Here is a 25,310-nt window from a genome sequence, read left to right on the forward strand (position 1 = left end):
TCGAGATCGTCGAGCGCCGCGGCTACAGAGGCTACGGCGCCCCCAACGCCATCTTCCGCATCGCTGCCCTCAAAAAATACATGCGCCCAGAAGGGATGCCGAAAGGATGAGAGACTTTCATGGTTGAGAGGATCATCCCGGCCGGGAAACTCGAATGTGTCGTGCGCCCGGCAGACCGGCTCGGCGAAACGCCGCTCTGGTGCGACCGCACGCAGAAACTCTGGTGGGTGGATATCGAGAAGCCGAAGCTGCAGAGCTTTGACCCGGCATCGGGAAAGCATGACGTATTCGCGGATACGCAGGCGACGTTTCTCGGCAGTCAGGCGCTGACGGTTTCCGGAGGCCATCTTCTCGCCCGCGACCTGTCGCTCTACACGCGGAATGGCGATGGCGTGCCGCACCATTTCGCCGATGTCGAAAAGGATATCGACAACCGCCTCAACGATGGCCGTGTCGATGCCTGGGGGCGCCTCTGGATCGGCACCATGGACAACCGGCTGCATCGCCCGAACGGCGCGCTGTACCGCGTCGATCCGGACGGCACGGTCGAGAAGATCTTCGACGACGTGATCGTCAGCAACGGGATCGCCTTCTCCCCGGACCGCCGCCGGCTTCATTTCACCGATACGCGCCGCTATCGGAGCTGGGTCTTCGATATGGACCCGCAATCCGGCGCCATCTCCAATCGCCGCCTGTTCGCGGATTATTCGAAGACCGGCGACCGGCCGGACGGCGCCTGTTTCGATGCGGAGGGCGGATTGTGGACCGCATTCTTCGGCGGCGGCCGGGTCGTCCGGTATGCCCCCGACGGCCGCATAGACACCGTCATCCGCATGCCGGTCACCAACCCGACCTGCGTCTGCTTCGGCGGCAAGGACTTCGGCACGTTGTTCATCACCACCGCGTCCAAGTTCCTGTCGGAAGACCAGCTTGCGGCTGAGCCGCTGGCGGGGAGCGTGTTCGCCGTCGAAGGAATTGCGAAAGGGCTGGCGGAGAACCGGTTCGGCATTTGAGGAGGCGCCGGGAGCGCTGTAGGAGGAGAAGATGCAGACTTTATCGAGAAGACAGGTATTGGCGGGGTCGGCCGCATTCGCCGCCATGGCCATTGTTCCCGGCGCGGCGCTTGCGGCGACGAAGTTGCGCTTCGCCGATGTGACCACGGCGGATGCGCCGCGTTCACTGGCGCTGACCAATATTTTCGCCAAGGAGATCGGCGCCGACTATCAGTTCGAGGGCTATTTCGGCTCGACGCTCTTCAAGCAGGGCACGGAGCTTGTCGCCGTCCAGCGTGGAAACCTGGAAATGGCGATGCTGCCGCCGTCGGATTTCGCCAAGCAGGCACCGGAATTCGACATCCTGGGAGCCGCCTATGTGGTGCGCGACGCGGACCACCTGAACGAGATTTTCGAAAGCGATATCGGCGAGGAATTCCGCCAGGCCGCCCGCGACAAGCTCAAGGTCGAGATACTTGCGCCAGCCTATTACGGCGCGCGCCATGTCAACCTGAAGGGATCGAAGAAGATCGCGAAGCCGGAAGACCTTGCCGGCGTCAAGCTGCGCATGCCGGGCGGCGAGAGCTGGCAGTTCCTCGGAAAGGCGATCGGCGCCAATCCGATCGCGATGGACTATGCCGAGGTCTATACGGGTCTGCAGACGGGCGCCATCGATGCCCAGGACAATCCATTGCCGAACGACAAGCTGATGAAGTTCTACGAGGTGACCGACCAGATCGTGCTGACCGGCCACAATATCGGCTTCGGTCTGCTGCTGATCGGGTCGAAAACTTTCGACGCGTTGCCGGAAAGCGAGCGGAAACGCATGCGCGACGCCGCCAAAAAAGCGTTCGAGTGGAGCACGGCCGAGTACATCAAGCAGGAAAAGGAACTGATCGGCTTTTTCAAGGAGAAGGGCCTCGACGTCTATGAGCCCGATGTCGCAGCCTTCCGGGACTATGCCCAGAAGCAGTATCTGGCGTCATCGCTTTCCGCTTCGTGGCCGAAAGGAATGCTGGAGCGAATCAACAAGCTATAAAGGGGCTCCGGCGGTCGCATCAGCGGATGCGGCCGCTTTTCAACACGTGCTCGGTGCCGTTGCGGACGTGATGGGCCACCACGGCCCGCGCGCCTTCGACATCCCGCTTCATCGCAAGTTCGAAGAGAAGCCGGTGGTCGTCCACGACCGGCTTGCCGCGGAAGCTTTCGGCCAGAAGGTGATAACGCAAAAAGCGGTCGAATACGGAGGACAGCGTTGCCATGAGGGTGGCGGAATTGCAGGCCGATACGAGCGCCTGATGGAACTCCCAGTCGTAACGAACCCAATCGACCGTGCGGGACGCGTCGCCTTCGAGGAGCTGTCGCTCTATGGCAAAAAGCTTGTGGTGGGCAGCCACGATTCTCGCTTCCCAGTCGAGGTCGCCGGCGGCGAACGACAGGCCGATCGCATGGTTTTCGAGCAGGATCCGAAGGTCGCCGAGCTCGCGCAATTCCGCTTGAGAGGCAGGGCTCACTTCGAAACCGCGCTGCCCCTCGGCTATCACGAGATTTTCCGTCGTCAGGCGGCTCAGGATCTCCCGTAGGGTGGATACGCTGACGCCATAACGTTCCTTGGCCTGCTCGAGTTTGATCCTGGAGCCGGGCGGAAGGGCGCCGGATATGATGTCCTGCCGGATCTGGCGGAAGGCCATTTCGCCGACGGTTTCATTTGCTTCCTTGTTCAGAATTCGCCTCCCGAGGTTTCACGTCGATTATATCATATAATTGCGAAAATCTATGATAAAATGAATTTGACATGATATCCCGAGTATGATCTTGTTTCTTTAGTTTGGCGCCCGGCGCGCGATTGACTTAAACGAACTATTTCGTACAATAGTCTGGCGTTCGGAAATTCAGGAGGAATTGGACGGGCGACGATAATGCGGAATCGCCTCGCGACCCGCCAAAAGGAGGAGGAACCAACATGAAATACGAATTGAGCCGCCGCGGTTTTCTCGGCGCTACGATGGCAACCGTTGCCGCAACCCTGCCGCTGCCCGCGCTGGCGCAGGACAAGCCGGTTCTGAAGTTTTCCGCGGTCTTTTCGGAGCAGGACATCCGCGCTCAAATGACGAAGATGTTCGCCGAGGCGATCAGCGGATCATATAAGCTCGAGCCCTTCTACGGAGGCACGCTGTTCAAGCAGGGTACTGAACTCGTCGCCATTCAGCGCGGCAACCTGCAGATGGGCAATATTGCGCCCCAGGACATTTCCAACCAGATTCCGGAATGGTCGGTCCTGACGTCCGCGTATCTGTTCCGGGACGCTCAGCATGTCACCAAGTTCTTCCAGAGCGAAACCGGTGCCGAATTCAAGAAAATGGCCGACGAGAAACTCGGCATCCACATCCTTGGTCCCACCTATTTCGGCGCTCGCCAGGTCGGACTGAAGCCGAACAAGAAGATCGCCACGCCCGCCGACATGGCCGGCATCAAACTCCGCATGCCGGGCGGCGATGCATGGCAGTTCCTGGGTAGCGCGATCGGCGCAAACCCGATGCCGATGGCTTATGCGGAAGTCTATACCGGCCTGCAGACCGGAGCGATCGACGGCCAGGACAATCCCCTGCCGAACGTCAAGAACATGAAATTCTACGAAGTCATGTCGCAGATCGTGCTGACCTCGCATCTTATCGGCTACGACCTGCTTTGCATTTCCAGCAAAGTCTGGAAGGAGATGAGCGCGGATCAGCAGAAGGCCTTCCAGGAGGCCGCCGAGAAGGCGATGAAATGGAGCGAGGACCAACACCTTGCCCAGGAAAAGACGCTGGTCGACGAGTTCAGGAAGGCCGGCCTCGCCATCTACGAGCCGGATATCGCCGCGTTCCGCACGTTCGCCCAGGAAAAATATCTCGCTTCCGAACTCGCCAAATCCTGGCCAAAGGGCATCCTGGAGAAGGTCGCGGCACTCTGATCCGATCCGCCTCGGCGGGTTCTTCATATAAATGCGGCGAGACAGGCCGGCGCGGTCATACGCCCGGCCTGTTGGCCAACTCTCGGGGGAGTTCCTGATGAAATCGCGATTGATTGCTGCCGGCAACTGGCTGAGGGGCCGCGCCGAGAACATTCTGGCGCTGATGCTGCTTGCTATGTTTGTGGCTTTCCTGCTGCAGATCGTCTTCCGCTACGTGCTGAACCTTTCGATCGGCTGGACCAACGAAATCAGCGTCGTGCTGTGGATCTGGATCGTCCTGTTCGGCGCCGCCTTCGTCGTGCGGGAGGTGGAGGAAATCCGCTTCGACTTCTTCTGGGCCGGCGCCAGCGACAACGTGCGGCGGGTCATGCAGATCATATCCGCCATCGCTCTGGTCGCCCTGTTCGGCATCTCGCTTCCGGCGGTGATCGACTACATTACCTTCATGAAGGTCGAGAGCACCGCCTATCTGAAAATCCGCTTCGACTATCTCTATTCCATCTACATCGTCTTCGCGGTGGCGATGATCATCCGCTATATCTGGCTCGGCGTGCAGGCTGTTCGCGGCAAGGCGCCGGAGGCTTTCGATCCTACCAAGGCGGGCTCCGGCGTATGAATCTCACAAGTCCTTTCTCCATCTCGATCGTCATCATCACGGTACTCGCGTTTCTCGGCCTGCCGATCGGCCTGTCGATGATGACCGGCTCGATCCTCTATCTGCTGCTCGTCGGCGCCGACATGGGCACCGTGGCAGAGCAGTTTTTGAACGGGATGTATTCGAACTACGTCATCCTCTCGGTTCCGCTCTTCATCCTGGCGGCGGAGTTCATGAACGTCGGCTCGATGACGGAGCGCCTGCTTGCGTTCTGCAACGTGCTGGTCGGCCGCTTCCGCGGCGGACTTGCGCAGGTCAACGTCGTGCAGAGCATCGTGTTCGCCGGCATGTCCGGTTCGGCCGTCGCGGATGCCGCCGGCAGCGGCCGCATGATGCAGAACATGATGACCCGGGACGGGCGCTACACGCCGAGCTATGCGGCAGCGCTCACCGCAGTCACCTCGGTCATCGGGCCGATCATTCCTCCTTCCATTCCGATGGTCATCTATGCGCTCGTTTCGGATGCCTCCATCGGCTACCTGTTCCTGGCCGGCATGGTGCCGGGCCTTCTGATGGCGGGATTGCAGATGATGCAGGTGGCGATCACCGCGCGCCGCAAGAACTTTCCCGTGGAGGAAGCGGTTCCGCTGCGTGAGATCCCGCGCATCACCTGGCGCGCCTTTCCGGCGCTGATGATGCCCGTGGTGTTGCTCGGCTGCATCTATTCCGGCATAACGACGCCGACCGAAGCGGCGGCGCTCGCGGCAGCCTACGCCCTCGTCATCTCCGTGGCGGTCTATCGCAGCATCAGCTTAGGGGCGTTCTACGATTCCGTGCTGCTCAGTGCCAAATCCGCGGCTTCGATCGGCATGCTGATCGCAGGCGCGCTCGTCTTCAACTACGTCGTGACGATCGAGAACATCCCGGACACGCTGCGCGTGCTGCTGACCAGTTGGGATCTGTCCAGGACGAGCTTCCTGATCCTCGTCAACGTCCTGCTGCTTTTGCTCGGATGCGTGCTGGAAGGGACGGCAATCCTGCTGATCATCGTGCCCGTGTTCATCCCGACTGCTCAGGCGCTCGGCATCGACATGGTGCACTTCGGCGTCGTCGTCGTCGTCAACATCATGCTGGGCCTGGTGACGCCGCCCTACGGCCTGCTGCTCTTCATCATGACGAACATTTCCGGCGTGCCGGTCCGCGACATTATCAAGGATGCGGCGCCTTTCATCTTCTGGATGGTGGTCTGCCTGATCATCATCACGTTCGTGCCGGACATCGTCCTCTGGCTACCTCGACTGCTTGGGTATCAGGGGTGAGAAGGCGAGCCATGTCCGAATTGAAACCGGTTTACATTCTCAACGGACCGAACCTCAACCGCCTCGGCAAACGCGAGCCGGAAATCTACGGCAGCACCACGCTTGCCGAGATAGAAGCCATGTGCCGCGAAGCGGCAGGCGAGCGTCCGGTGGAATTCCGTCAGACGAACAGCGAAGAGAAGCTGATCGATTGGGTGCACGAGGCGATCGACGAAGGTGCCGGGATCATCATCAATCCCGCCGCCTTCACCTTCACCTCGCTGGCGCTGCTCGACGCTCTCAAGATGTTCAAGGAGCCAATTATCGAGTTCCATATCAGCAACATCCATCGGCGGGAGCCGATCTACCACAAATCCTATGTCTCGATGACGGCGACAGCCGTCATGGCCGGATTGGGTGCCGAGGGCTATCCGGTCGCCGTGCAGGCAATGGAAATGCTCATCAAAGCGAAAAAGCGATAGTTTCGAAGGCTTCGGCGATCGCTTTCGGGCAAGCATATGCCGGCTACTGTTCGTTGCCGAAATACTTTCGCCTAAGCCTTTCTATTTCGCCCACCTCCTGCAGCGCGAGGATTTGAAGCGTTATTTCGTGGCTGAGAGTGTCGCCTTGCCGGAAACCGAAACCGTATTTGTCCGGATGGAAGATCGGTCCGACCACGGAAAGCGGCGTCGCCGGATTGGTGTGGGCGTAATATTCCAGAACGGGTGCATCGCCGATGATCGCGGCGATCGCGCCGGAGGCGAGCCCCGCAACCGCGCTGTCGATATCGGGATAGGGCCTCGTCGCAAGCCGCAATTCGTTGGAATAGCTCTCCGCCACGCTGCCGCCCAGCACGCCGACGTTTCGTCCGGGCAGATCGGCGAGCGAGTTGATCTGGTGCGTCAGTGTCAGCGCGGTCATGACGCTGGTTACGGATGAGGTGACATAGGCGATGACCGCCACGCCGCAGACCATCCAAATCCCACCGGAAATCCGTCCTATCCAGCTAAGCGCATTGGCGCGCGTGACCTTGCCCGAGGTCGCGACCGACATGACCTCGTAGAAACTCTCGGCCAGCCCCTCATGCCAGCTTGCCGGAAAACTCTTGTCGAAACGGCGACAGAACAGCGCAAGCACGATCGTCGCGATCACCACGATGAAGACGAGCCATGCCATGGCGCGAAGATGGCCCGCCCGCTCGAGCCCGCCGAGCACCTGCCAGAAGCCCGTGTCCTCGCCCTCCGCCACCATGATGCGCAGGCCCGCGTCGTACCAGGGCTGCGAAAAGATGATGCGCTCGACGCGCTCCTTGGTGATCGTCAGGTTCGAGACGGCCACGTCCGCCTCGCCTTCGTGAACGGCCGCGATCAAAGCGTCGAAGGTTGGATATTGCCGATAGGAGTAGTTGAGACGGAGCGGCCTGGCGGTCGCCTCCCAGAGCTCGATTGCCATTCCGGAATAACGCTCGCCCTCCTTCGTGACGAAGGGCGGGCTCAGATAGACACCTACGGTGATCGGCGGGGAGGGGGAAGTTTCGTTCTGCGCCTCCGCCGGTCGGGCGAGTGCGGCCATCGCGACCAGTGCGCAAAACAGGAAGGCCACTCGGAAATACACTTTCATTGCCTCGTTCCGGATGTCGGCTCCCTCACGGTTTCCTGCCGGGGGGTATCGCTCCCGGCCTTGTCGAACATGGCGAGGATAACGAAAAGGCCACAGGCGAGTGCGGCGAAGATCGGCAGCCCGGATGGTGAAGCTGCCGATCAAAGGGCCGGCAAGAGCGCCGAGCCCCAGGCGATGGACAGGAGCGCATAGGCGCTGACCGGTTTCAACAGGAGGCAGCCGAATACGGTCAAGCTCGAAACCATCATCCGCAGCATATCAGTTCCCTTGAATTGCTATCCCGACGATGATGCCCCTCTTTCGCGGTCACCGCAAAAACCAGGATCGTTCCGAAGTGGTCAATTCGCCGCGGGGATCGCGCAATCGTCGTCCTGGTCGGCCCCGGCCTCCTTGCTGCAATTCAGATAGCTCTTGAAATCGTCGATGCGCTTCGACGTCAGGTCAGTGGCGCAAATGTTGAAATTCATGGGATTGATACTGCCGCCAGCAGTCCTGATTGTCGAAAGAGTGCATTCCGCATCCCGGAAAGCCACCCACTTCTTCTGAGCGTCGATGAGAGCCTTTTTCGTATCGTCATCGCCTTTCAGGCGCGTCTCCATTTCCTTGTAGAGCTTGTTGAGTTCGTCATCGACCGGCTTGAGATCGTTGACGGAGCATTCGGTCATCGCGCTTTGACTCTGCGCCTTGTTGTAGCAGGCGTCATCGGCATGAACGTCGGTCATCGGGATCATCGCCGCTGCGCCAAGAATCACAGTAAAAAATGTGCCTGAGAATTTCATTTGCCCTCTCCTTTTTCAAACGGTGATGTCAGACGGCGATCATTGCCACGGAGGTTCGGTTGCTCTCTCGAAAGTGGCCCAGGGTCCAACATCTCTTCCCATTTTCATTCGCTCGGATAGGCGCGTAAGCGCCGCAACGCACTCGGCGTCGTGGATTTATGCCGCCGCATCGCTGCCGTCATATGACTGTGGTTCGAAAAACCCGCCATTCTTGCAACCATGGGCAGGGGGGTATCGGTCGAGAGTGCCAATTGCTCCGCGACTTCGAGGCGGGCTGCCAGAACATATTGATGCGGCGCATGGCCGGCCGTTTGACGAAAGGCACGCAAGAAATGGCTTGGTGAGAGACCTGCCACCCCCGCCAGTTCATCGACGGAAAGTTTTTCGGCAAGATTGGTCCGGATGTGGTCCTGCACCTCGCGCCATGCCCTGACGGACAATCCTCCCCTGCTCCCGGACATCGGGCGGTCCGGAAGCGTCGAATAGTTGCGCAGGAGATAGGTGGAAAAGACGGTGATGAGGGAATCGAAATAGAGATCGTTGGGCGGTTCGCCCCGCTGAAACTCCTCCCGGATCATGTTCGCCAGCAGCAGCGCCTTCTCATCGACATGCCCCGCCGCCGGCGGACGGAATTTGAAATCCTCTTTCTGGAATTCCAGGCCGGCCAGCCGAGAGAGCCGTTCCGGTTCGAGCGCGACCAGCAGGTTTTCCTTCGCCGTCCTCCAGCGCGCAAAAAGTTCCGCATCCGCAGGGATGATCTCGGTCGTTCCGACCGGAGCGGAAAATACCGACGTCCGATCCGAATTGAGAGCCACTTCCCGGCCGGGCTGCGGCGTCAGCATCACCAGGACCATGTGCGCCGGCGCCTTGAACTCGATGGAATTGGGGCCCGTTCGCGTCTCCGTCAAGGCGCCGCTCTCGGCTTCGACTTTACGCCCCCATTCATCGGGGATGCTGTCGAGAAGTTCACGCACACGAGCCGACAACTTCGGCCGTCCAAGTCGGAATTGCATCGCGTCCTGCAGACATGATATCCCTCTTCGCTGTTGCCGAGCCCCAACGGATAGTTGAGCAACCGGTGTCGGAATTCAAGTTGGGAGTCTCATTCCAGCCTTCATCTGGACGCTTTTGTGGCGAGATGGCGAAGTTGCCGGGCCATGGTTATCTACTTTTGATACGCTAGAAACGCATTCGTTCACAGGGTCGCAACCTATGCGTTATAGAAAAATAACCATTTATCAAGAAATCACCATTTTCTGACGCCCGCAGGACGTGCATGCGTGAAAGCTGATGAAGTTTGTGCTCTTGTTTCGAAATCGTGATCGGAGCTCTCCTGCTCGGCAAGATCAGCGGCGGGAGGTTTGTCATGGCTGAAAGGAGACAGATATGATCAAGCGGCGAGCGATTGCTGTGACGGCTATCGGTGTGTTGATCGCAGGCTGCCAGTCCAGTTCGGATCCCCAGGTGCAGGCCCGCAATCATGAATTCGGCTGTATCGCCGGCACCGTCGGTGGTGCGATCGTCGGTGGCTTGATCGGCAGTACGATTGGCGGGGGAACCGGTCAAGTTCTCGCAACGGCAGCCGGCATCGGAGGCGGAGGCTTTCTCGGCAACCGTCTGGCTTGCGGCTGAGCAGGAGGGTCTCTTATGCACAAGACAGTTTTTGCGGCCGCATTCTTCTTTATCGCCGGAACAAGCCTGGCCACCGCCCAGCAGGCACCCGCAATACAGGAGGGCCATCTCAACCAGCTTGATGCCGACAAGGATGGCGGCGTCAGCAGGGCCGAATATCAGTCCTTCATGACCGCGGGGTTCGCCAAGCTGGATGCCAATAGAGACGGCTTTCTCGCCCAGGGCGAAGTCTCAACGATGCTGACGCCCGATCAGTTCTCGTCGCTCGACGCCAACAAGGACGGCCGCGTGAGCCGCAACGAGTTCCTGAACCAGGTCATGAAGGATTTCGCGTCCGCTGATCGCGGTGGCGACGGGCAGTTGAAATAAGAACTGACAAGGGCCGCCGAACGGGGCTGCCCTTGCCGTCCTGCGGTTCACAAGGGGTTTTCACAATGTTGTTGCGACTGCTCGCGCTCCTGTTCCTGCTCGGCTCCAGTGCGTGGGCGCAGGAGAGGACGGTCTATCTCACTTTCGACGACGGGCCCCTTACGGGCACGGCAACCATCCTTAAAGTGCTGGCGGCAGAAAACGTTCCGGCTGCGATGTTCATGGTCGGGCTCCATGCCAAGGCGAGCGCGGACCATCTGGCGCTGGTCAGGCAGGCCAAGTCGATGCCGCTCGTGACAGTCGGCAACCACAGCTATACGCATGCCGAAAATCACTACAAGCATTTCTATTCCAATGCGGATCAGGTTCTGGCGGACCTTCAAGAAGCCAATCTCGCACTGGAACTTACGAAGCAGCCGATCCCCGCGCGGTTGCCGGGACGCGACGTGTTCCGCTTGCCCGGCCTGTCGCGCGACGATTTCGGCCTCGGCAGGAAGGAAGATGGCCTCGAAAAGCCGGATTTCGACGAAGTGGCCGCGGCAGGCTTCTATCTTTATGGCTGGGACCACGAATGGCTGCACGACAGCACCGGCAAGCCTGTGCAGCCGGTCGAGCAGCTATTGTCCGAAATCGACGTGGTGTTCGCCAAAGGCGGCGACGCGGAGCGCAACAGGCTCATCCTCCTCATGCACGACGAGATGTTTCAGGGTCACTTCGATGGCGAGGCGAACCTGACGGCTCTGATCTCGGGACTGAAGCAGCGGGGCTATGCGTTCGGCGACATCTCGACATATGCCGAGACGACGGTTGCCGCGGACTGACCCTCGCAAAGCAAACGATGTTCCGGGGTTGCCGGCATCAGATGTCACGCTGCAACCGGCTGGGACGGCGTTTTGGCGCCTGTCATGAAGGCGACGGCGTCAGACATCGTGTATTCCTTGGGATCGATGACGGTCAGCCGTCTTCCAAGCCGGTGGATGTGAATGCGGTCGGCGACTTCGAAGACATGCGGCATGTTGTGGGAGATCAGCACGATCGGGATGCCGCGCGAGCGCACGTCGAGGATGAGTTCGAGCACGCGGCGGCTTTCCTTGACCCCGAGGGCGGCGGTCGGCTCGTCGAGGATGATGACCTTTGAGCCGAAGGCCGCGGCGCGCGCCACCGCGACGCCCTGCCGCTGGCCGCCGGAGAGCGTCTCCACCGCCTGGTTGATGTTCTGGATCGTCATCAGGCCGAGTTCCGACAGCTTTGCGCGGGCGAACTTCTCCATCGCCCCGTGGTCGAGCTTGCGGAGGAACCTGCCCATGAAGCCCTGCTTCCTGATCTCCCGGCCGAGAAACATGTTGTCGGCGATCGACAGCGCCGGCGAAAGCGCGAGGTTCTGGTAGACGGTTTCGATGCCGGCATCCCGCGCTTCGATCGGCGACTTGAAATGCACCGGCCGGCCTTCCAGCGTGATCTCGCCTTCGTCCGGCCGGACGGCGCCCGATATCGCCTTGATCAGCGAGGACTTGCCGGCGCCGTTGTCGCCGATCACGGCGAGGATTTCGCCGGGATAGAGATCGAAATCCGCGTTGTCGAGGGCGGTCACGCGGCCGTAGCGCTTGACGAGGCCTCGGGCGGCAAGAATGGGTTGCGCATTTGGTTGCATATTCGCTTCCTTGTTCGCTTCCTGGGCCATCAGACGGCTGCCTTCCTGATCCATTGATCGATCGCGACGGCGGCGATGATCAGCACGCCGATCAGAAGATAGGTCCATTGCACGTCGGTGCCGAGCAGCCTGAGGCCCAGCGAAAAGACGCCGACGATCAGTGCGCCGAACATCATGCCGAGGATCGAACCGCGGCCGCCGAAGAGCGATATGCCGCCGATCACCACGGCGGTGATGGATTCGATGTTGGCGAACTGGCCCGCCGTCGGCGAGACCGAGCCGATGCGGCCGATCAGCGCCCAGCCCGCCAGCGCGCAGATGAGGCCGGACAGGACGTAGACCGAGATCAGCATGCGCTTCACGTTGACGCCGGAAAGCTCGGCTGCTTCCGGGTCGTCGCCGACGGCGTAAAGATGCCGGCCCCAGGCGGTGTGGTTGAGGACGTACCAGAGCAGCATCACCAGCAGGACCATGGTGATGACGCCGTAGGTGAACACCGCCCCTCCGACGCGGAACGTGTTGCCGAAGAATTGCAGGATCGGCGCCGTCGCCTCGATTTCCTGCGCCCGGATCGTCTCGTTGGCCGAATAGAGGAAGTTCGACGCCAGCACGATCTGCCACATGCCGAGCGTGACGATGAAGGGCGGCAGCTTCATGCGCGCCACCAGCACGCCGTTGATATAGCCGCACAGTGCCCCCACGGCAAAACCGCAGAGAATGGCGATCTCCGGAGGAAAGCCGTAGCGGAAGACGAACTGGCCCATGACGACCGATGAAAGCACCATCATCGCCCCGACCGAGAGGTCGATGCCGGCCGTCATGATGACCAGCGTCTGGGCAGCGCCGACGATGCCGGTGATCGCCACCTGCTGCAGGATCAATGTCAGCGAAAAGGCAGAGAAGAACTTGGTGCCGAGCAGGGCGCCGAAGACGATCAGAGCCGCGACCAGCACGATCAGCGAGACCGCCGAGGGGCTGGTGTGCAGGAAATGCCGGAATCTCTGGACAAGGGTCTTGTCGTTGGTGTCGAAGGAGGCAACCTCCGCCACACTGTCCTTCAATACCTTTTCATAGTCGTGATGCGGCGTAGCCGCCGTTGGCTCGCTCATAGAAATTCCTCCGCATGAAATCCCGCTCCCACGGGGCTCCGCCAACCGGATATCCGATCCGGAAGAGGGAGGGGTCCGGGGCAGGGCTTTCGCAGGCTACACCTTATCCGATGCGCCGCCAAAAATTTCGGCGGCTGGCGGGGACGGCACTTCATCCCCGCCGTCCTTTCAGAGCCTCATCAGCCCCAGCACTTGCCGAGGCCTTCCTTCGTGTCGATCGACTGGATCGCCGAAACGGGCTTGTCGGTCACGAGCGTGACGCCGGTATCGAAGAAGTCCTTGCCGCTGGTCGGCTTCGGCTTTTCGCCGCTATCGGCGAACTTCTTGATCGCTTCGATGCCGAGGGCCGCCATCTGCAGCGGGTATTGCTGCGAGGTGGCGCCGATAATGCCTTCGGCGACATTCTTGACGCCCGGGCAGCCGCCGTCGACCGACACGATCAGCACGTCCTTTTCGCGGCCGACCGCCTTCAGGGCCTGGTAGGCACCGGCGGCGGCAGGCTCGTTGATGGTGTGGACGACGTTGATGGTCGGATCCTTCTGGAGAAGGTTCTCCATCGCGGTGCGGCCGCCTTCCTCGTTGCCGTTGGTGACGTCGTGGCCGACGATGCGCGGATCGTCCTCGTCGCCGATCTTGTTCGGATCCTTTACGTCGATGCCGAAGCCCATCATGAAGCCCTGGTCGCGAAGCACGTCGACGGAGGGCTGGGAGGGCGTGAGATCGAGGAAGGCGACCTTGGCGTCCTCAGCCTCGTCGCCGAGCGTCTCCTTGGCCCATTGGCCGATCAGCTTGCCGGCGAGCAGGTTGTCGGTGGCGAAGGTCATATCCGCGGCGTCGATCGGCTCGAGCGGGGTGTCGAGCGCGATGACCAGGATGCCTGCGTCGCGCGCCTTCTTGATGTTCGGCACGATGCCCTTGGTATCGGAGGCCGTGATGAGAATGCCCTTGGCGCCGTCGGCGATGCAGGTCTCGATTGCGGCGACCTGGCTTTCGCTGTCGCCGTCGATCTTGCCGGCATAGGATTTCAGCGTCACGCCGAGTTCCTTGGCCTTGGCGGTCGCGCCTTCCTTCATCTTGACGAAGAAGGGGTTCGTATCGGTCTTGGTGATCAGGCAGGCCGATGTATCCGCGGCCTCGGCCGGTACGGAAAAAGCAACGCCGAGGGCAAGCGCGCCGAATGCGGCGGAAAGTACGGTTTTCTTCATGGTCTCCTCCCGAGAGTGAAATCTGTCCGTCACGCGGACAACAGGTGGAACACGGGTGCCATCGAATTCGACAGATGGCCTTCCTCCAAGGCTGCCCCATCCCTTGCATGCCCATTAAGAACGAGTTCAAATTGGCTGTCAATAATTAATTCCGATTGAATTATTTATCATCCGTGGCATATTCTGCCGCCTTGAAGTGGAATTCCATGCCGGCCGTGCGGCTTGCGCTTCGCGCCAAGATGTCCGAAAAGCATCGCGCTCTGCGAAGCGGTATCGCGCCGGGGGAGGAATTCTGGGAGGGAGGCCGATGTCGGTATCGGATGGCATGGCGCCGGGTCATGCGCCGCTGGGCAATTTCACCGGCGGCTCGAACCAGGTGCGGGTGAGGGCGTATAATGAGCGCTTCGTGCTTTCCCTGGTGCGGCTCAACGGCTCCATGTCGAAGGCGGACATCACCCGCCGGAGCGGGCTTTCGGCCCAGACCGTTTCCGTCATCATGCGCGCGCTCGAAAAGGACGGGCTGCTTCTGCGCGGCGAACCGGTGCGGGGGCGGGTCGGCCAGCCTTCGGTGCCGATGCGGCTCAATCCCGATGCGGTCTATTCCTTCGGCGTGAAGATCGGCCGGCGCAGCGCTGACCTGGTGCTGATGGATTTCGTCGGCCGCATCCGGCTGCAGTATCACGAGATCTACGCCTACCCGGTGCCGGACAAGATCATCGACATCATCACCTCCGGCATCGACCGGCTGGAGGAGCAACTGGACGGGGTGCAGCGGAGCCGGATCGCCGGGATCGGCATTGCCGCGCCGTTCGAACTCTGGAACTGGGCGGACGAGGTCGGCGCGCCGCAGGGGGCGATGGATGCCTGGCGCGGCGTGGACCTGCAGGCGGAGATCGCAAGCCGCGTCCGCCACGCCGTTTACCTGCAGAACGACGCGACGAGCGCCTGTGGCGCGGAACTGGTGTTCGGGGTCGGACCGGCCTATCCGGATTTCGTCTATTTCTTCATCGGCTCGTTCGTCGGCGGCGGCATCGTACTCAATTCGGCGATCTTTTCCGGCCGCACGGGAACCGCCGGCGCGGTGGGGCCGCTTCCCGTGCGCGGCAAGGACGGCGAGACGCGCCAACTGCTCGACATAGCTTCGATCTTCGTCCTAGAAAACCTTTTAAGGGAGCGGGACATCGATCCGCAGCCGCTCTGGTACTCCGCCGATGACTGGATCGATTTCGGCGAGCCGCTCGATCTCTGGATTCTCGAAACCGCCAACGCCCTGGCGCAGGCGATCGTCGCGGCGGCATCGATCATCGACTTCGGGGCGGCGGTGATCGACGGCGGTTTTCCGGCCTGGGTGCGCAAGCGCATCGTCGCCTCGACCATCGAGGCCGTGGCGCGGCTCGATCTCCAGGGCGTGATCATCCCCGATATCATCGAAGGCAAGGTCGGCTCGCATGCGCGGGCGATCGGCGGGGCCAGCCTGCCGATCTTCGCGAAATATCTCACCGATCAGAGCGTGCTTTTCAAAGAGGTGCGCGACGATCCTTCCTCATGACCGGCGAACGTCTCAGTCGCTGCGGGTCTGCGGTTCGTGTTGCTACCGAATACCTTGTCATCTTACATACGCTATCGGAGAGGCGTCGCCTCAGGTCGTGTTTGATCGCATACGAAATGCCGTGGAGCAGACGATATGGTGCCTTTCGAGAGGGTCCCGGCCGGTGATGAGAGGCAGGAAAGCCGTCAGAAGCACGTCATCGATACCCTGCGGGCCTGGGTCGTCGATGGAAAGATCGGTCCCGACGAGAAGCTCTCCGAGGCCAGCCTCGCGGAGGCTCTGGGGGTTTCCCGCACGCCGATCCGCACGGCTCTTGCCATCCTGGTCGAGGAAGGCGTTCTCGAGCGGACCGGACCTCGCGGCTATCGCGTCAGGACCTACAAGGTTGCAGAGGTAAAGGAAGCGATCGAGCTCCGGTCGATCATCGAGGCTTACGCCGCCAAAAGGATCGCCGCCGCCGGTCCCTCGCCGAAACTGATTGCCGACCTCAAGGCCTGTCTTCGGGATGGGGACGAGATTTTCAGCTCCAATGCAGATCCGCAGGAGCGGGAAGCCCGCTATGCGCGGATGAATGCGCGATTCCACGGCCTGATCCTGGAAGCGGCCGGCGTCAGCATCGTCCCGCAGATCATCTCGTTGCTGGACCGCGTCCCATTCGGCGCTCCGGGCGCCATCCGGTTCGACGACATCGCCAAGAGCGACCGTATCCAGCACCTGCACCAGGCGCACTGGCAGCATCACCATATGGTCCTGGCGCTGATCGCCAAGGATGTGTCCCGTGTCGGCCGGCTGTTCCAGGAACACGGGGAAGGCGTCAAGATCAGCCTCGGTCTCAGCCCGGGCCCTTTCAATCTCGGGCCATCCCGTCTGCTTCCCATCGTGGATCCGGGGACGGGCGCGTCCAACATCGACGAATTCCTTCGGGACAAGGATAAGCAATCATAAGGTTTGCATCCAAACTATGCGTTAATGCAATTATTTTGCATTAAATTGGCCAAGTTTCTCCATATAATTTCGTTATTGTATCCCAACTCGAAATGTCGTAGCCTGCTGGTGCAGGTGACGGTGAGAGGTGCTTGCGGGAGGAATACGAATCTCGATCTGCGAATATCCGCGGCTGCGCGAGCAGCCGCAACGAAGAGCTATGTCTTGAACATTGAGGGGAGGAGACCTCATGGAATTTCCAGGCAGATTCAAACATTTCGTCGGTATGGTGTGTTTCGCCGCGGGCATGGTCCTGTCGGCCGAGGCCATGGCGGACACGATCAAGGTCGGCATCCTCGGCTCGTTTTCCGGCCCTTACGCCTCCTGGGGCGTGCAGTTCCGCAACGCGCTCGATCTCTATCAGGAACAGCATCAAAGCAAGGCGGCCGGCCATGACGTCGAGCTGATCTATCGCGACGTCGGCGGCAACGAGCCGGCCCGCGCCAAGCAGCTTGCCCAGGAACTCGTCGTCCGCGATGGCGTCCAGTATATCATCGGGCTCGAATTCACGCCGACCATCCTGGCGGTCGCCGATATCGCCACGGAAGCGGAAGTCCCGATCATCAATCTCAATTCCGGTACGTCGTCCGTGACGCGCGCTTCGGAATTCCTGACCCGTACCGGCTTCACCCAGTGGCAGGTGGCGGCACCGGCGGGCGAATATGCCTTTGATCAGGGCAAGAAGACCGCCGTCATCGTCTCGGCCGATTATGCTCCGGGCAAGGACGCGCTCGATTCCTTCCGCTACGGCTTCGAGAAGAAGGGCGGAAAGATCCTCGAGGAGATCAAGGTGCCGCTCGGCACGACGGATTTCTCGACCTATCTGCTCCGCATCCAGGAAGCCAAGCCGGATGTGGCGCTCGTCTTCATGCCGGTCGGGCCGATGTCCGTCGGTTTCCTCAAGGCCTATGTGGATCGCGGTCTCCTGAAGGCGGGGATCGATGTCTATGTCGGGGCCGAGGTGCAGGAAACCGATCTTCCGGCGCTGGGTGATGCCGCCGTCGGCATCCATTCGGTCTTCACTTACAGTCCCTATCAGGACAACCCGGAAAACAAAGCCTTCGTCGAGGCGCTGACGAAGAAATACGGCGCGAAGGGCCTGCCCAATCTCGCGACCGTCGCCGCCTATGACGGCCTTGCGCTCGTCTATCACATGATCGAGGCGACCAAGGGCGAGAAGGATGGGACGGCTGCGATGGACAGCATCAAGGGCCTGACGATCCAGAGCCCGCGCGGTCCGGTCACCATCGACGCCAATACCCGCGACATCATCCAGAACGTCTATCTGAGGGTGGTCGAAAAGCGCGCCGACGGCGTGCTCTACAACAGGACGCTCGCCACCCAGGAGGCGGTGAAGGATCCGTGGAAGGAACTCAATCCGGAAAAATAGGCCGGCCGGAAAATAGACCGGATTGGACACTTGAGCCGGCCCCGATCCGGGCCGAACGATCGTTGAATTCGAACGAGCGGGTAGATCGATGCCGTCGCTATCGACCTTGTTATCCTTGTTCATAGATGGCGCGTCCTACGGAATGATCCTGTTCCTCATCGCGTCGGGCCTCACCGTCACGCTCGGGATCATGCGCATCGTCAACCTGTCACATTGCGGTTTCGCGATGATCGGCGGTTATGCGGCGCTGGCCTTGACCTCGTGGATGGGCCTGACTCTGCTGGTCGCCGTGCCGATCGCCATCCTCTTCACCATGGCGGTCGGCTACCTGCTCGAACAGACGATCTACCGGGTCGTCTACCGGACGCATGAGTTCGGCCAGATTCTGATGACGCTCGGCCTCACCTATCTGATGGTGGCGACGATCAACCTGATCTTCGGCTCGCTGATGCAGAACATTCCGGTGCCGGAGGCTCTGAACGGCGTCTGGCTGGCCGGCGGACTGAGCATTTCGAAATACCGCATCTTTCTGGTCGCGGTCAGCGCCGGCGTCGCAGTGCTTCTCTGGGCGACTTTCGAGTGGACGATGTTCGGTGCCAAGCTGCGCGCCGCTATCGACAATCCGCGTATGGCTCGGGCCTCGGGGATCGATGTCGGCCGGCTGCTTTCGGTCGCCTTCGCGGCCGGTTGCGGGCTGGCGGCGCTCGGCGGCGTGCTCGGCGCCCAGATGCTGCCGCTCGAACCTTTCTACGCACTCAAATATCTCGTCCTGGTCCTGATGGTCGTGACGGTCGGCGGTCTCGGAAGCCTGAAGGGATCGCTGGTCGCTGCGCTGGCGCTCGGGCTGATCGACACGTTCGGGCGCTATTTTGTGCCGGAGTTCGGCGGCTTCGTGATCTACGTCACGGTCTTTGCGTTCCTGCTGGTCCGGCCGAGGGGGTTTTTCCAAAATGCGTGAGCCCGACAATACCATCCGAGCCTCATTTCCGGAGATGCGTTCGGCGCTCAGGACCCACCGTTTCGGCTGGTTCGAAATCGTCATGCTCGTCGTTTTCGTCGCCGTCTATTACCTGCTGCCGGGCTATCTGCCGCTCGCGACGCAGGTGGCGATCATGATCATCTTCGCGATCTCGCTCGACCTTGCCCTTGGCTATGGCGGCATCGAGACGCTCGGCCATGCGGTCTTCTACGGCATCGGCGGCTATGCGGCCGGACTTTATGCGCTGCATGTCTGGCAGGAGCCGATCTCCGGATTGCTGGTGGCGGCAATCGCGGCCGGCATTTTCGGCATCGTCAGCGGCGTCGTGGTGCTGAGGGCGAAGGGACTGACGCTCGTGATGCTGACGCTCGCCTGCGCCACCATGGTGCACGAGTTCGCCAACAGCATGCGCGCGGTCACCGGCGGCGACGACGGCCTCAGCGGCTACCGGATCGATCCGGTCTTCGGCCTGTTCCGCTTCGATCTCTTCGGCCGGACAGCCTATGTCTATAGCGTCAGCATCTTCATCATCGTCTTCCTGATCGCGCGGATCGTCGCCAACTCGAATTTCGGCCTCACCGCCCGTGGCATCCGCGCCAACGCGCAGCGTATGCAATTGCTCGGCGTGCCGGTGCTGAACCGCCTTGTTCTCCTCTATGCGATTTCCGGCGCGCTTGCGGGTATCGCGGGAGCGCTCTCGGCCCAGGTGACCAAGCTCGTCGGGCTCAACACGCTTGCCTTCACGCTCTCGGGCAATGTCCTGATCGTGCTGATCCTCGGCGGCATCGGCCGGCTTTACGGCGCGGTGATCGGTTCGATCGTGTTTGTCGTGCTGTCCGACCGCGCCGCCGCCATCGACCCGTTCAACTGGCTCTTCATCCTCGGCGGCCTGATCGTTCTCACCGTCTGGCTGGCACCGGACGGCATCGCCGGGCGCTTCTCGGCACTGACCCAGCAACTTCGTGGCCGGGAGCGCAAGTCATGAGCCTCGCGCTGGAGATCCGCAACCTGAAAAAGGCCTTCGGCGGGCTGGAGGTGACGAGGGACGTATCGCTCACTCTGGCCGCCGGCGCGCGCCATGCGCTGATCGGTCCGAATGGCGCCGGCAAATCGACGCTGGTCAACCTGATCACCGGCGTCCTGAAACCGAGCGGCGGGGAGATCATGCTCGAAGGCCGTGAGATCGGCAACCTTTCCCAGGCGGAGCGGGTGAAGCGAGGGCTTGCCCGCACCTTTCAGATCAATTCCCTCTTTTCGACGATGACGGTTGCAGAGAACGTGGCGCTGGCCATGACCGCCCATGACGGGGCGGATGCGCGGGTCCTCGGCAATATCAGCAAGGATTCCGGGTTGGCTGCGCGGATCGAGGAGCATCTCTTGCGCCTCAATCTCGCCGATACCGCCGACCGGCTGGTCTCAAACCTGTCCTATGGCCGGCAGCGTATCGTCGAGGTGGCGCTGGCGCTCGCACTTCGGCCGAACGTGCTGCTGCTTGACGAGCCAGCGGCCGGGCTTGCAGCCAAGGACGTCGAGATGTTGCTAGACCTCCTGAAGGGGCTGCCGGACACGGTCTCGGTGCTCATCATCGAGCACGACATGGACTTGGTGTTCCGCTTCGCGGAGACGATCACCGTTCTGGTCGACGGGCGGGTGCTGCTCACCGGAACGCCGGAGGCGGTGCGCAAGGACCAGCGTGTGCGCGATGTCTATCTGGGGCGGCGCCATGGATAAGGTTCTTTCCGTCGAGACCGTCGGTTCGGGTTACGCCACCGTCCGCGTACTGCACGACGTGTCGTTTTCGCTGCCTCGGAAGAGCACCCTTGCGCTGCTCGGCCGCAATGGCGTCGGCAAGACAACCCTGATCGAGACGATCATGGGCCTGACCGCGCGGACCGGCGGCCGCATCGTCTTCAAGGGGAAGGATGTCAGCGCGATGCAGCCGCATCATCGCAATCAGATGGGGATGGCCCTGGTGCCGCAGCAGCGCGAGATCTTCCGTTCGCTCACCGTCGAGGAAAATCTCAAGGTCGCGGCGCGGCCCGGCGAGTGGACCATTGCACGCATCTACGATCTCTTCCCGCGGCTCTACGAACGGCGCAGCAATGGCGGCGGTCAGCTTTCCGGCGGCGAACAGCAGATGCTGGCGATGGGCCGGGCGCTTGCCGGCAACCCGTCCCTGCTCCTGCTCGACGAGCCGTTCGAGGGACTGGCTCCGGTCATCGTCGATCTCCTTGTCGATGCGATCAACCGCATCCGCACCGAAGGCGCGATTGCCTCCATCGTTGTCGAGCACCATGTCGACCTGGCGCTCGAAATGGCCGAGGCGGCGATCGTGCTCGATCGCGGCCGCGTCTCCTGGAGCGGATCGAGCCGCGAGCTCAAGGCCGCGCCGGACTTGATGGAGGCGCTGATCGGGCTCGGCGCCGAGAGTGCGTGATTTTTCTCTGCAATCGAAACCAGAAGTGGATGGAGCAAGATGAAAACTCTTGAGGACAGAATTAAAGCGGCAGGCAATCCCGTCACCATGCTGCAGAACGCGCAGACGGGGCGGTATCAGTTCCCGGTTCCTCCGGAATTCACCAACTGGATAGAGGAGCAGCAGGCCTGGCGGCAGAGCGCGGCGCTGATGGACCAGTCCTTCCACATGACCGATCTTTATGTCCGCGGTCCCGATGCTTTGAAACTCGTCTCGGATCTTGCGGTCAACAGTTTCGCCAATTTCGGCCGCAACAAGGCCAAGCAGATCGTCTGCTGCAACCACGACGGCTATGTCATCGGCGACGCGATCATCTTCGGTCTGGAAGACGACGAGTTCAATATCGTCGGGCGTCCGGTCCTGCCGAACTGGATCCAGTACCATGCGGAGACTGGCGGCTATAACGTCACGGTCGAGCGCGACGAGCGCAAGCTCGACAATCCGGACAAGCCGCGCAAGACTTACCGTTACGAAGTGCAGGGACCGAATGCGCTGCAGCTGCTCGAAAAGGTCAATGACGGCGGGCCGCTGACGACGAAATTCTTCAACATGGGCGAGATCACCATTGCCGGCTGCAAGGCGCGCACGCTTTCCCACGGCATGGGCGGCGCGCAGGGCCTGGAGCTCTGGGGACCGTTCGAGGACGGCGCCAAGGTGAAGGCCGCATTGCTCGAAGCCGGGAAGGAATTCGGGCTGAAGCAGGTCGGTGCGCGTGCCTATTCCTCGGCGGCTGCCGAATCCGGCTGGGTGCCGTCGCCGCTGCCGGCGATCTATACGGGCGAGAAGATGAAGCCTTACCGCGAATGGCTCGCCGTCAACAGTTTCGAAGGCGTCTCCTCGCTCGGCGGCAGCTTCTCCAGTGAACGGATCGAGGATTATTACCTGACCCCTTGGGATCTTGATTACGGCCGTGTCGTCAAGTTCGACCACGACTTCATCGGCCGCGATGCGCTGGAGAAGATGGCGAACGGGCCCCACCGCCGCAAGGTGACGCTGGTCTGGGAGAGGGACGACATCCTGAAAGTGTTCGGCGGCATGATGGAAGACGGCGATCCACCGAAATACATGGAAATGCCGTCGGCCTACTATGCGACGCACCCCTATGACCGCGTCCAAGTGGACGGCAAGGATATCGGCATTTCGATCAGCCCGGTCTTCTCCTCCAACGAAAGGGCCTGGATTTCGCTTGCCATTCTTCCGGAGGAGTTCGCCACGCCCGAGACAGTTGTGGATGTGATATGGGGTGAGCCGAACGGAGGCACGAGCAAGCCGAATGTCGAACGCCACCGGCAGGTTTTCGTCGGCGCGACGGTGCATCCCTGGCCTATCCACGAGGCATCGCGGAAGTTCTATCGCTCGCAGAGCTGAGGGTTAGATCGCGTCGTGGCGGCGACGGGCATTCGCCGCCACAGGTCTCAATGTCACTCTTTTTGCATGACCTCGCCGATGATCTTGGAGAGGCTGTAGAGCCGCTGCTCGATGAGCGTCGGGACCTCGCAGACATAAGTGAGCGACTGGACCCGCTCTTCGAAGATGCGCGTCTCCCATGTCAGCTGTTCGTTATGCCTGGCAAGCTGTGTCTGATCGGTATCGGCCGCGGTGCGCATCTTGTCGACTTCCGCCGCCCTCTTTCTGAGATCGGCGGCAAGCTGCCTCTGCCTTTCGGCATAGCGTGCAATGCCGGAGATGATCTGGCCGCGCTCTATGTTGATCTTGTCGAACACGCCCATGAAAAGCTGCTCCAGCTTTTCATGCACCTGATCCTTCGGCAGGGTCACGGCATAGTCCGAAATCTGCTTGCGGGCATTCTCGATCGGATTGCTGCGTTTGACGAGTTCGGCGGCGAGATCGGACACCCGCGGGTCCTTGTCCCATTGTTTGGCCGTTTCGGGAAGTTCCTCGCCGGTCCACACCTGGCCGATCGAAAGCTCGGGCACCTTGCGCTGAATGCAAGGCCATTCGGGATCGGTATTGGCCGCGGCCTCAGCCATCGATGCGGCGGACAGCGTTGCGAGCATTGCGATCGCGGAAAGATATCGGCTCATTGGCTTCCTCCCATATCCTGCTTGCGGACGGTCAGACCACGGGCGGGATTATAGGCCAGAATGGCCCCGCCGAGCAGGGCGAGCGTGACGGCCAGCACGACGATCAGCGACGTCCATTCGATACGTCCGTAAAAGGCGAAGCGGATGAGCTCGACCGCATAGGTGAAGGGGTTCAGGACGCAGATCTTGTAGAGCAGTGGACTCGCCTCCTGAACCCGCCAGAGCGGGTAGAGCGCCGAGGAGGCGAAATACATGGGAAAGATCACGAAATTCATGATGCCTGCGAAATTCTCCAGTTGCTTGACGAGGGATGACAGCAGCATGCCGAGTGCTCCGAGCATCAACCCGGAGAAGAAGAGGGCGGGCAGGATCAAGAGATAGCCCTCGACCGGCGCCTTGACATCCCAGAACCAGGCGATCGCCAGGAAGGCATAGACCTGAAGGAGTGAAACGGCGACGCCGGCCAGAAGTTTGGAGACCAGCAGGAACCAGCGGGGGAAGGGGCTGACGAGCAGAATGCGCATGTTGCCCATCTCCCGGTCATAGACCATCGACAGGGAGGACTGCATGCCGCTGAAGAGAAGGATCATGCCGCACAATCCCGGCGTGATGTAGACCTCGTAGAGGACGTAGGTCTCGTAGGGCGGGATGATCGAGACGCCGAGCACCTGCCGGAACCCGGCCGCGAATATGAAGAGCCAGAGCAGGGGGCGGACGAGCGAAGAGATGAAGCGCTCCTTCTGCGAGAGGTATCGCAGCCATTCGCGCTGGAGAATGCCTCTGAGACAGACGAGATACTGGATCGGGGTGAAACTTCTCCATTTCTCCGGCGATGAACCGGCGAATGTTCCGGCCGCGTCGGTCATGGCCTTCCTCCCCGGACATTCATGTCTGTGATGCCGGTCAGTTTCGAGAACGCCTGATTGATCGTCTCCGCGCCGGTCTCGGAAAGAATGGCCGAGACCTGGCCGTCGGCGACGAGCCTTCCCTTGTCGAGAACGAGGACCTGATCCGCCTGGCCGACCTCGTCGATCAGATGGGTCGCCCAGAGCACGCTGATCCCGTTCTGTTGAACGAGCGCGCGGATGTCTTTCAGGATGGTCGCGCGCGACTTGATGTCGAGGCCCACCGTCGCTTCGTCGAGCAGAAGCAGGGAAGGCCGATGCAGCAGGGCGCGAATGATCTCGACGCGCCGCACCTGTCCGCCCGAAAGGCCGCGCACCTTTTCCTCGATGCGGTCGGTCATGTCGATGGATTGAAGAAGCTCGTCGATACGCTGCCGTGCGACGCGCGTTCCGATGCCGTGGAGCGAAGCATGATAGAGGAGATTCTGCCGGACGCTCAAATCGAGGTCGAGGGTGCGGGCCTGGAATACGATGCCGAGACGCCTGAGCGCCGGGCCCGAGTTCCGGTTTATATCCTGGCCGAAGACGCGGATGTTTCCCGTGCGAGGCGAAAAGAGATGGCTGACGAGCGAGAAGAGCGTCGTCTTGCCGGCGCCGTTCAGCCCCAGGAGGACAGTAAACCGCGATGGTTCTATGGAAAACGAGACATTGTCGAGCGCCTTGCGCTGCCCATAGCTGTAGCTGACGGACGCGAGTTCGAGAGCGGCGACCGCCGCTCTCTCCTCGTTCCTGGGTTTCTCCGTGAAACGGGATTGCAGCTTCATCGAATTGCCTTCCGG

Annotated in this window: 27 protein-coding genes; 17 read left to right on the top strand and 10 right to left on the bottom strand. The window is 61.2% G+C overall.

Annotation, left to right across the window (positions count from 1 at the left end; genetic code table 11):
- The first annotated feature begins 119 nt into the window (after positions 1 to 119).
- Together ACMGE0_RS00005 and ACMGE0_RS00010 are read left to right on the top strand one after the other, a co-directional pair.
- A complete protein-coding gene (locus ACMGE0_RS00005; RefSeq protein ID WP_436813808.1) occupies positions 120 to 1,013 on the top strand; it encodes an SMP-30/gluconolactonase/LRE family protein in 894 nt (297 codons plus the stop codon).
- A 31-nt stretch (positions 1,014 to 1,044) separates the two neighbouring features.
- Complete coding sequence (locus tag ACMGE0_RS00010) at positions 1,045 to 2,031, top strand: sialic acid TRAP transporter substrate-binding protein SiaP (protein ID WP_436813809.1); 987 nt, start codon at positions 1,045 to 1,047, stop codon at positions 2,029 to 2,031.
- A 19-nt stretch (positions 2,032 to 2,050) separates the two neighbouring features.
- On the opposite strand, the gene ACMGE0_RS00015 is transcribed toward ACMGE0_RS00010, so the two are convergent.
- The gene (locus ACMGE0_RS00015; protein ID WP_436813810.1) at positions 2,051 to 2,683 is read right to left on the bottom strand and encodes a GntR family transcriptional regulator; all 633 of its coding nucleotides are present in this window, start codon (positions 2,681 to 2,683) and stop codon (positions 2,051 to 2,053) included.
- A 272-nt stretch (positions 2,684 to 2,955) separates the two neighbouring features.
- Between ACMGE0_RS00015 and dctP the strand changes: the two genes are divergently transcribed.
- From dctP to ACMGE0_RS00035, 4 genes are all read left to right on the top strand, one after another.
- The gene (gene dctP, locus ACMGE0_RS00020; protein WP_436813811.1) at positions 2,956 to 3,945 is read left to right on the top strand and encodes a TRAP transporter substrate-binding protein DctP; all 990 of its coding nucleotides are present in this window, start codon (positions 2,956 to 2,958) and stop codon (positions 3,943 to 3,945) included.
- Positions 3,946 to 4,042: 97 nt separating this feature from the next.
- Positions 4,043 to 4,561, top strand: coding sequence for a TRAP transporter small permease (locus ACMGE0_RS00025; RefSeq protein WP_436813812.1), 519 nt, complete (start codon positions 4,043 to 4,045; stop codon positions 4,559 to 4,561).
- Positions 4,558 to 5,859: a TRAP transporter large permease gene (locus tag ACMGE0_RS00030; RefSeq protein ID WP_436813813.1), complete on the top strand. Its 1,302-nt coding sequence runs from the start codon at positions 4,558 to 4,560 to the stop codon at positions 5,857 to 5,859. The genes ACMGE0_RS00025 and ACMGE0_RS00030 overlap by 4 nt, the downstream gene beginning before the upstream one ends.
- A gap of 11 nt (positions 5,860 to 5,870) precedes the next feature.
- Positions 5,871 to 6,320, top strand: a complete 450-nt coding sequence (locus ACMGE0_RS00035) for a type II 3-dehydroquinate dehydratase (protein WP_436813814.1) — start codon at positions 5,871 to 5,873, stop codon at positions 6,318 to 6,320.
- Positions 6,321 to 6,363: 43 nt separating this feature from the next.
- Here ACMGE0_RS00035 and ACMGE0_RS00040 read toward each other — a convergent pair whose 3' ends face one another.
- From ACMGE0_RS00040 to ACMGE0_RS00050, 3 genes are all read right to left on the bottom strand, one after another.
- The gene (locus ACMGE0_RS00040; RefSeq protein ID WP_436813815.1) at positions 6,364 to 7,458 is read right to left on the bottom strand and encodes a transporter substrate-binding domain-containing protein; all 1,095 of its coding nucleotides are present in this window, start codon (positions 7,456 to 7,458) and stop codon (positions 6,364 to 6,366) included.
- 338 nt (positions 7,459 to 7,796) lie between these two features.
- Positions 7,797 to 8,237, bottom strand: a complete 441-nt coding sequence (locus tag ACMGE0_RS00045; protein WP_436813816.1) for a lysozyme inhibitor LprI family protein — start codon at positions 8,235 to 8,237, stop codon at positions 7,797 to 7,799.
- Positions 8,238 to 8,341: 104 nt separating this feature from the next.
- A complete protein-coding gene (locus ACMGE0_RS00050) occupies positions 8,342 to 9,223 on the bottom strand; it encodes a helix-turn-helix domain-containing protein (RefSeq protein WP_436813817.1) in 882 nt (293 codons plus the stop codon).
- 400 nt (positions 9,224 to 9,623) lie between these two features.
- On the opposite strand from ACMGE0_RS00050, the gene ACMGE0_RS00055 reads away from it, so the two are divergent.
- From ACMGE0_RS00055 to ACMGE0_RS00065, 3 genes are all read left to right on the top strand, one after another.
- On the top strand, positions 9,624 to 9,869 hold the full coding sequence (locus ACMGE0_RS00055) for a hypothetical protein (protein ID WP_436813818.1): 246 nt from the start codon (positions 9,624 to 9,626) through the stop codon (positions 9,867 to 9,869).
- 15 nt (positions 9,870 to 9,884) lie between these two features.
- Positions 9,885 to 10,238, top strand: coding sequence for an EF-hand domain-containing protein (locus ACMGE0_RS00060; RefSeq protein ID WP_436813819.1), 354 nt, complete (start codon positions 9,885 to 9,887; stop codon positions 10,236 to 10,238).
- Positions 10,239 to 10,303: 65 nt separating this feature from the next.
- Complete coding sequence (locus ACMGE0_RS00065) at positions 10,304 to 11,059, top strand: polysaccharide deacetylase family protein (RefSeq protein ID WP_436813820.1); 756 nt, start codon at positions 10,304 to 10,306, stop codon at positions 11,057 to 11,059.
- Positions 11,060 to 11,103: 44 nt separating this feature from the next.
- Here the strand turns inward: ACMGE0_RS00065 and ACMGE0_RS00070 are convergent, their stop codons facing one another.
- The 3 genes from ACMGE0_RS00070 to ACMGE0_RS00080 all read right to left on the bottom strand — a co-directional run bounded on the left by ACMGE0_RS00070 (position 11,104) and on the right by ACMGE0_RS00080 (position 14,203).
- Positions 11,104 to 11,889 (bottom strand): ATP-binding cassette domain-containing protein, encoded by a 786-nt coding sequence (locus ACMGE0_RS00070; protein ID WP_436813821.1) that lies wholly within the window; start codon positions 11,887 to 11,889, stop codon positions 11,104 to 11,106.
- A 29-nt stretch (positions 11,890 to 11,918) separates the two neighbouring features.
- Complete coding sequence (locus tag ACMGE0_RS00075) at positions 11,919 to 12,998, bottom strand: ABC transporter permease (RefSeq protein WP_436813822.1); 1,080 nt, start codon at positions 12,996 to 12,998, stop codon at positions 11,919 to 11,921.
- Between the two features lie 179 nt (positions 12,999 to 13,177).
- Positions 13,178 to 14,203: a sugar ABC transporter substrate-binding protein gene (locus ACMGE0_RS00080; protein WP_436813823.1), complete on the bottom strand. Its 1,026-nt coding sequence runs from the start codon at positions 14,201 to 14,203 to the stop codon at positions 13,178 to 13,180.
- Positions 14,204 to 14,510: 307 nt separating this feature from the next.
- Between ACMGE0_RS00080 and ACMGE0_RS00085 the strand changes: the two genes are divergently transcribed.
- From ACMGE0_RS00085 to ACMGE0_RS00120, 8 genes are all read left to right on the top strand, one after another.
- Positions 14,511 to 15,752 carry an ROK family transcriptional regulator gene (locus ACMGE0_RS00085; RefSeq protein ID WP_436813824.1) on the top strand — a complete coding sequence of 414 codons (1,242 nt, stop codon included), beginning with the start codon at positions 14,511 to 14,513 and terminating at the stop codon, positions 15,750 to 15,752.
- A 135-nt stretch (positions 15,753 to 15,887) separates the two neighbouring features.
- The gene (locus ACMGE0_RS00090; protein ID WP_436813825.1) at positions 15,888 to 16,697 is read left to right on the top strand and encodes a GntR family transcriptional regulator; all 810 of its coding nucleotides are present in this window, start codon (positions 15,888 to 15,890) and stop codon (positions 16,695 to 16,697) included.
- 229 nt (positions 16,698 to 16,926) lie between these two features.
- The gene (locus ACMGE0_RS00095; protein WP_436813826.1) at positions 16,927 to 18,126 is read left to right on the top strand and encodes an ABC transporter substrate-binding protein; all 1,200 of its coding nucleotides are present in this window, start codon (positions 16,927 to 16,929) and stop codon (positions 18,124 to 18,126) included.
- Between the two features lie 88 nt (positions 18,127 to 18,214).
- On the top strand, positions 18,215 to 19,084 hold the full coding sequence (locus tag ACMGE0_RS00100; protein WP_436813827.1) for a branched-chain amino acid ABC transporter permease: 870 nt from the start codon (positions 18,215 to 18,217) through the stop codon (positions 19,082 to 19,084).
- On the top strand, positions 19,077 to 20,090 hold the full coding sequence (locus ACMGE0_RS00105) for a branched-chain amino acid ABC transporter permease (protein ID WP_436813828.1): 1,014 nt from the start codon (positions 19,077 to 19,079) through the stop codon (positions 20,088 to 20,090). The genes ACMGE0_RS00100 and ACMGE0_RS00105 overlap by 8 nt, the downstream gene beginning before the upstream one ends.
- Entirely contained in the window at positions 20,087 to 20,836 is a 750-nt protein-coding gene (locus ACMGE0_RS00110) for an ABC transporter ATP-binding protein (RefSeq protein WP_436813829.1), read from the top strand. The genes ACMGE0_RS00105 and ACMGE0_RS00110 overlap by 4 nt, the downstream gene beginning before the upstream one ends.
- The gene (locus ACMGE0_RS00115; protein WP_436813830.1) at positions 20,829 to 21,542 is read left to right on the top strand and encodes an ABC transporter ATP-binding protein; all 714 of its coding nucleotides are present in this window, start codon (positions 20,829 to 20,831) and stop codon (positions 21,540 to 21,542) included. Before ACMGE0_RS00110 ends, ACMGE0_RS00115 begins: the two co-directional genes overlap by 8 nt.
- Before the next feature lie 39 nt (positions 21,543 to 21,581).
- Positions 21,582 to 22,949 (top strand): aminomethyl transferase family protein, encoded by a 1,368-nt coding sequence (locus ACMGE0_RS00120; protein ID WP_436813831.1) that lies wholly within the window; start codon positions 21,582 to 21,584, stop codon positions 22,947 to 22,949.
- Positions 22,950 to 23,002: 53 nt separating this feature from the next.
- Here the strand turns inward: ACMGE0_RS00120 and ACMGE0_RS00125 are convergent, their stop codons facing one another.
- From ACMGE0_RS00125 to ACMGE0_RS00135, 3 genes are read right to left on the bottom strand one after another with little or no spacing between them, the layout of a single operon-like run.
- Positions 23,003 to 23,626: a hypothetical protein gene (locus ACMGE0_RS00125; RefSeq protein WP_436813832.1), complete on the bottom strand. Its 624-nt coding sequence runs from the start codon at positions 23,624 to 23,626 to the stop codon at positions 23,003 to 23,005.
- On the bottom strand, positions 23,623 to 24,492 hold the full coding sequence (locus tag ACMGE0_RS00130) for an ABC transporter permease (RefSeq protein ID WP_436813833.1): 870 nt from the start codon (positions 24,490 to 24,492) through the stop codon (positions 23,623 to 23,625). The genes ACMGE0_RS00125 and ACMGE0_RS00130 overlap by 4 nt, the downstream gene beginning before the upstream one ends.
- Positions 24,489 to 25,295 carry an ATP-binding cassette domain-containing protein gene (locus ACMGE0_RS00135; protein ID WP_436813834.1) on the bottom strand — a complete coding sequence of 269 codons (807 nt, stop codon included), beginning with the start codon at positions 25,293 to 25,295 and terminating at the stop codon, positions 24,489 to 24,491. The genes ACMGE0_RS00130 and ACMGE0_RS00135 overlap by 4 nt, the downstream gene beginning before the upstream one ends.
- Between the last annotated feature and the right edge of the window lie 15 nt (positions 25,296 to 25,310).

The organism is Neorhizobium descurainiae (assembly GCF_051400715.1).
Classification (GTDB): domain Bacteria; phylum Pseudomonadota; class Alphaproteobacteria; order Rhizobiales; family Rhizobiaceae; genus Neorhizobium.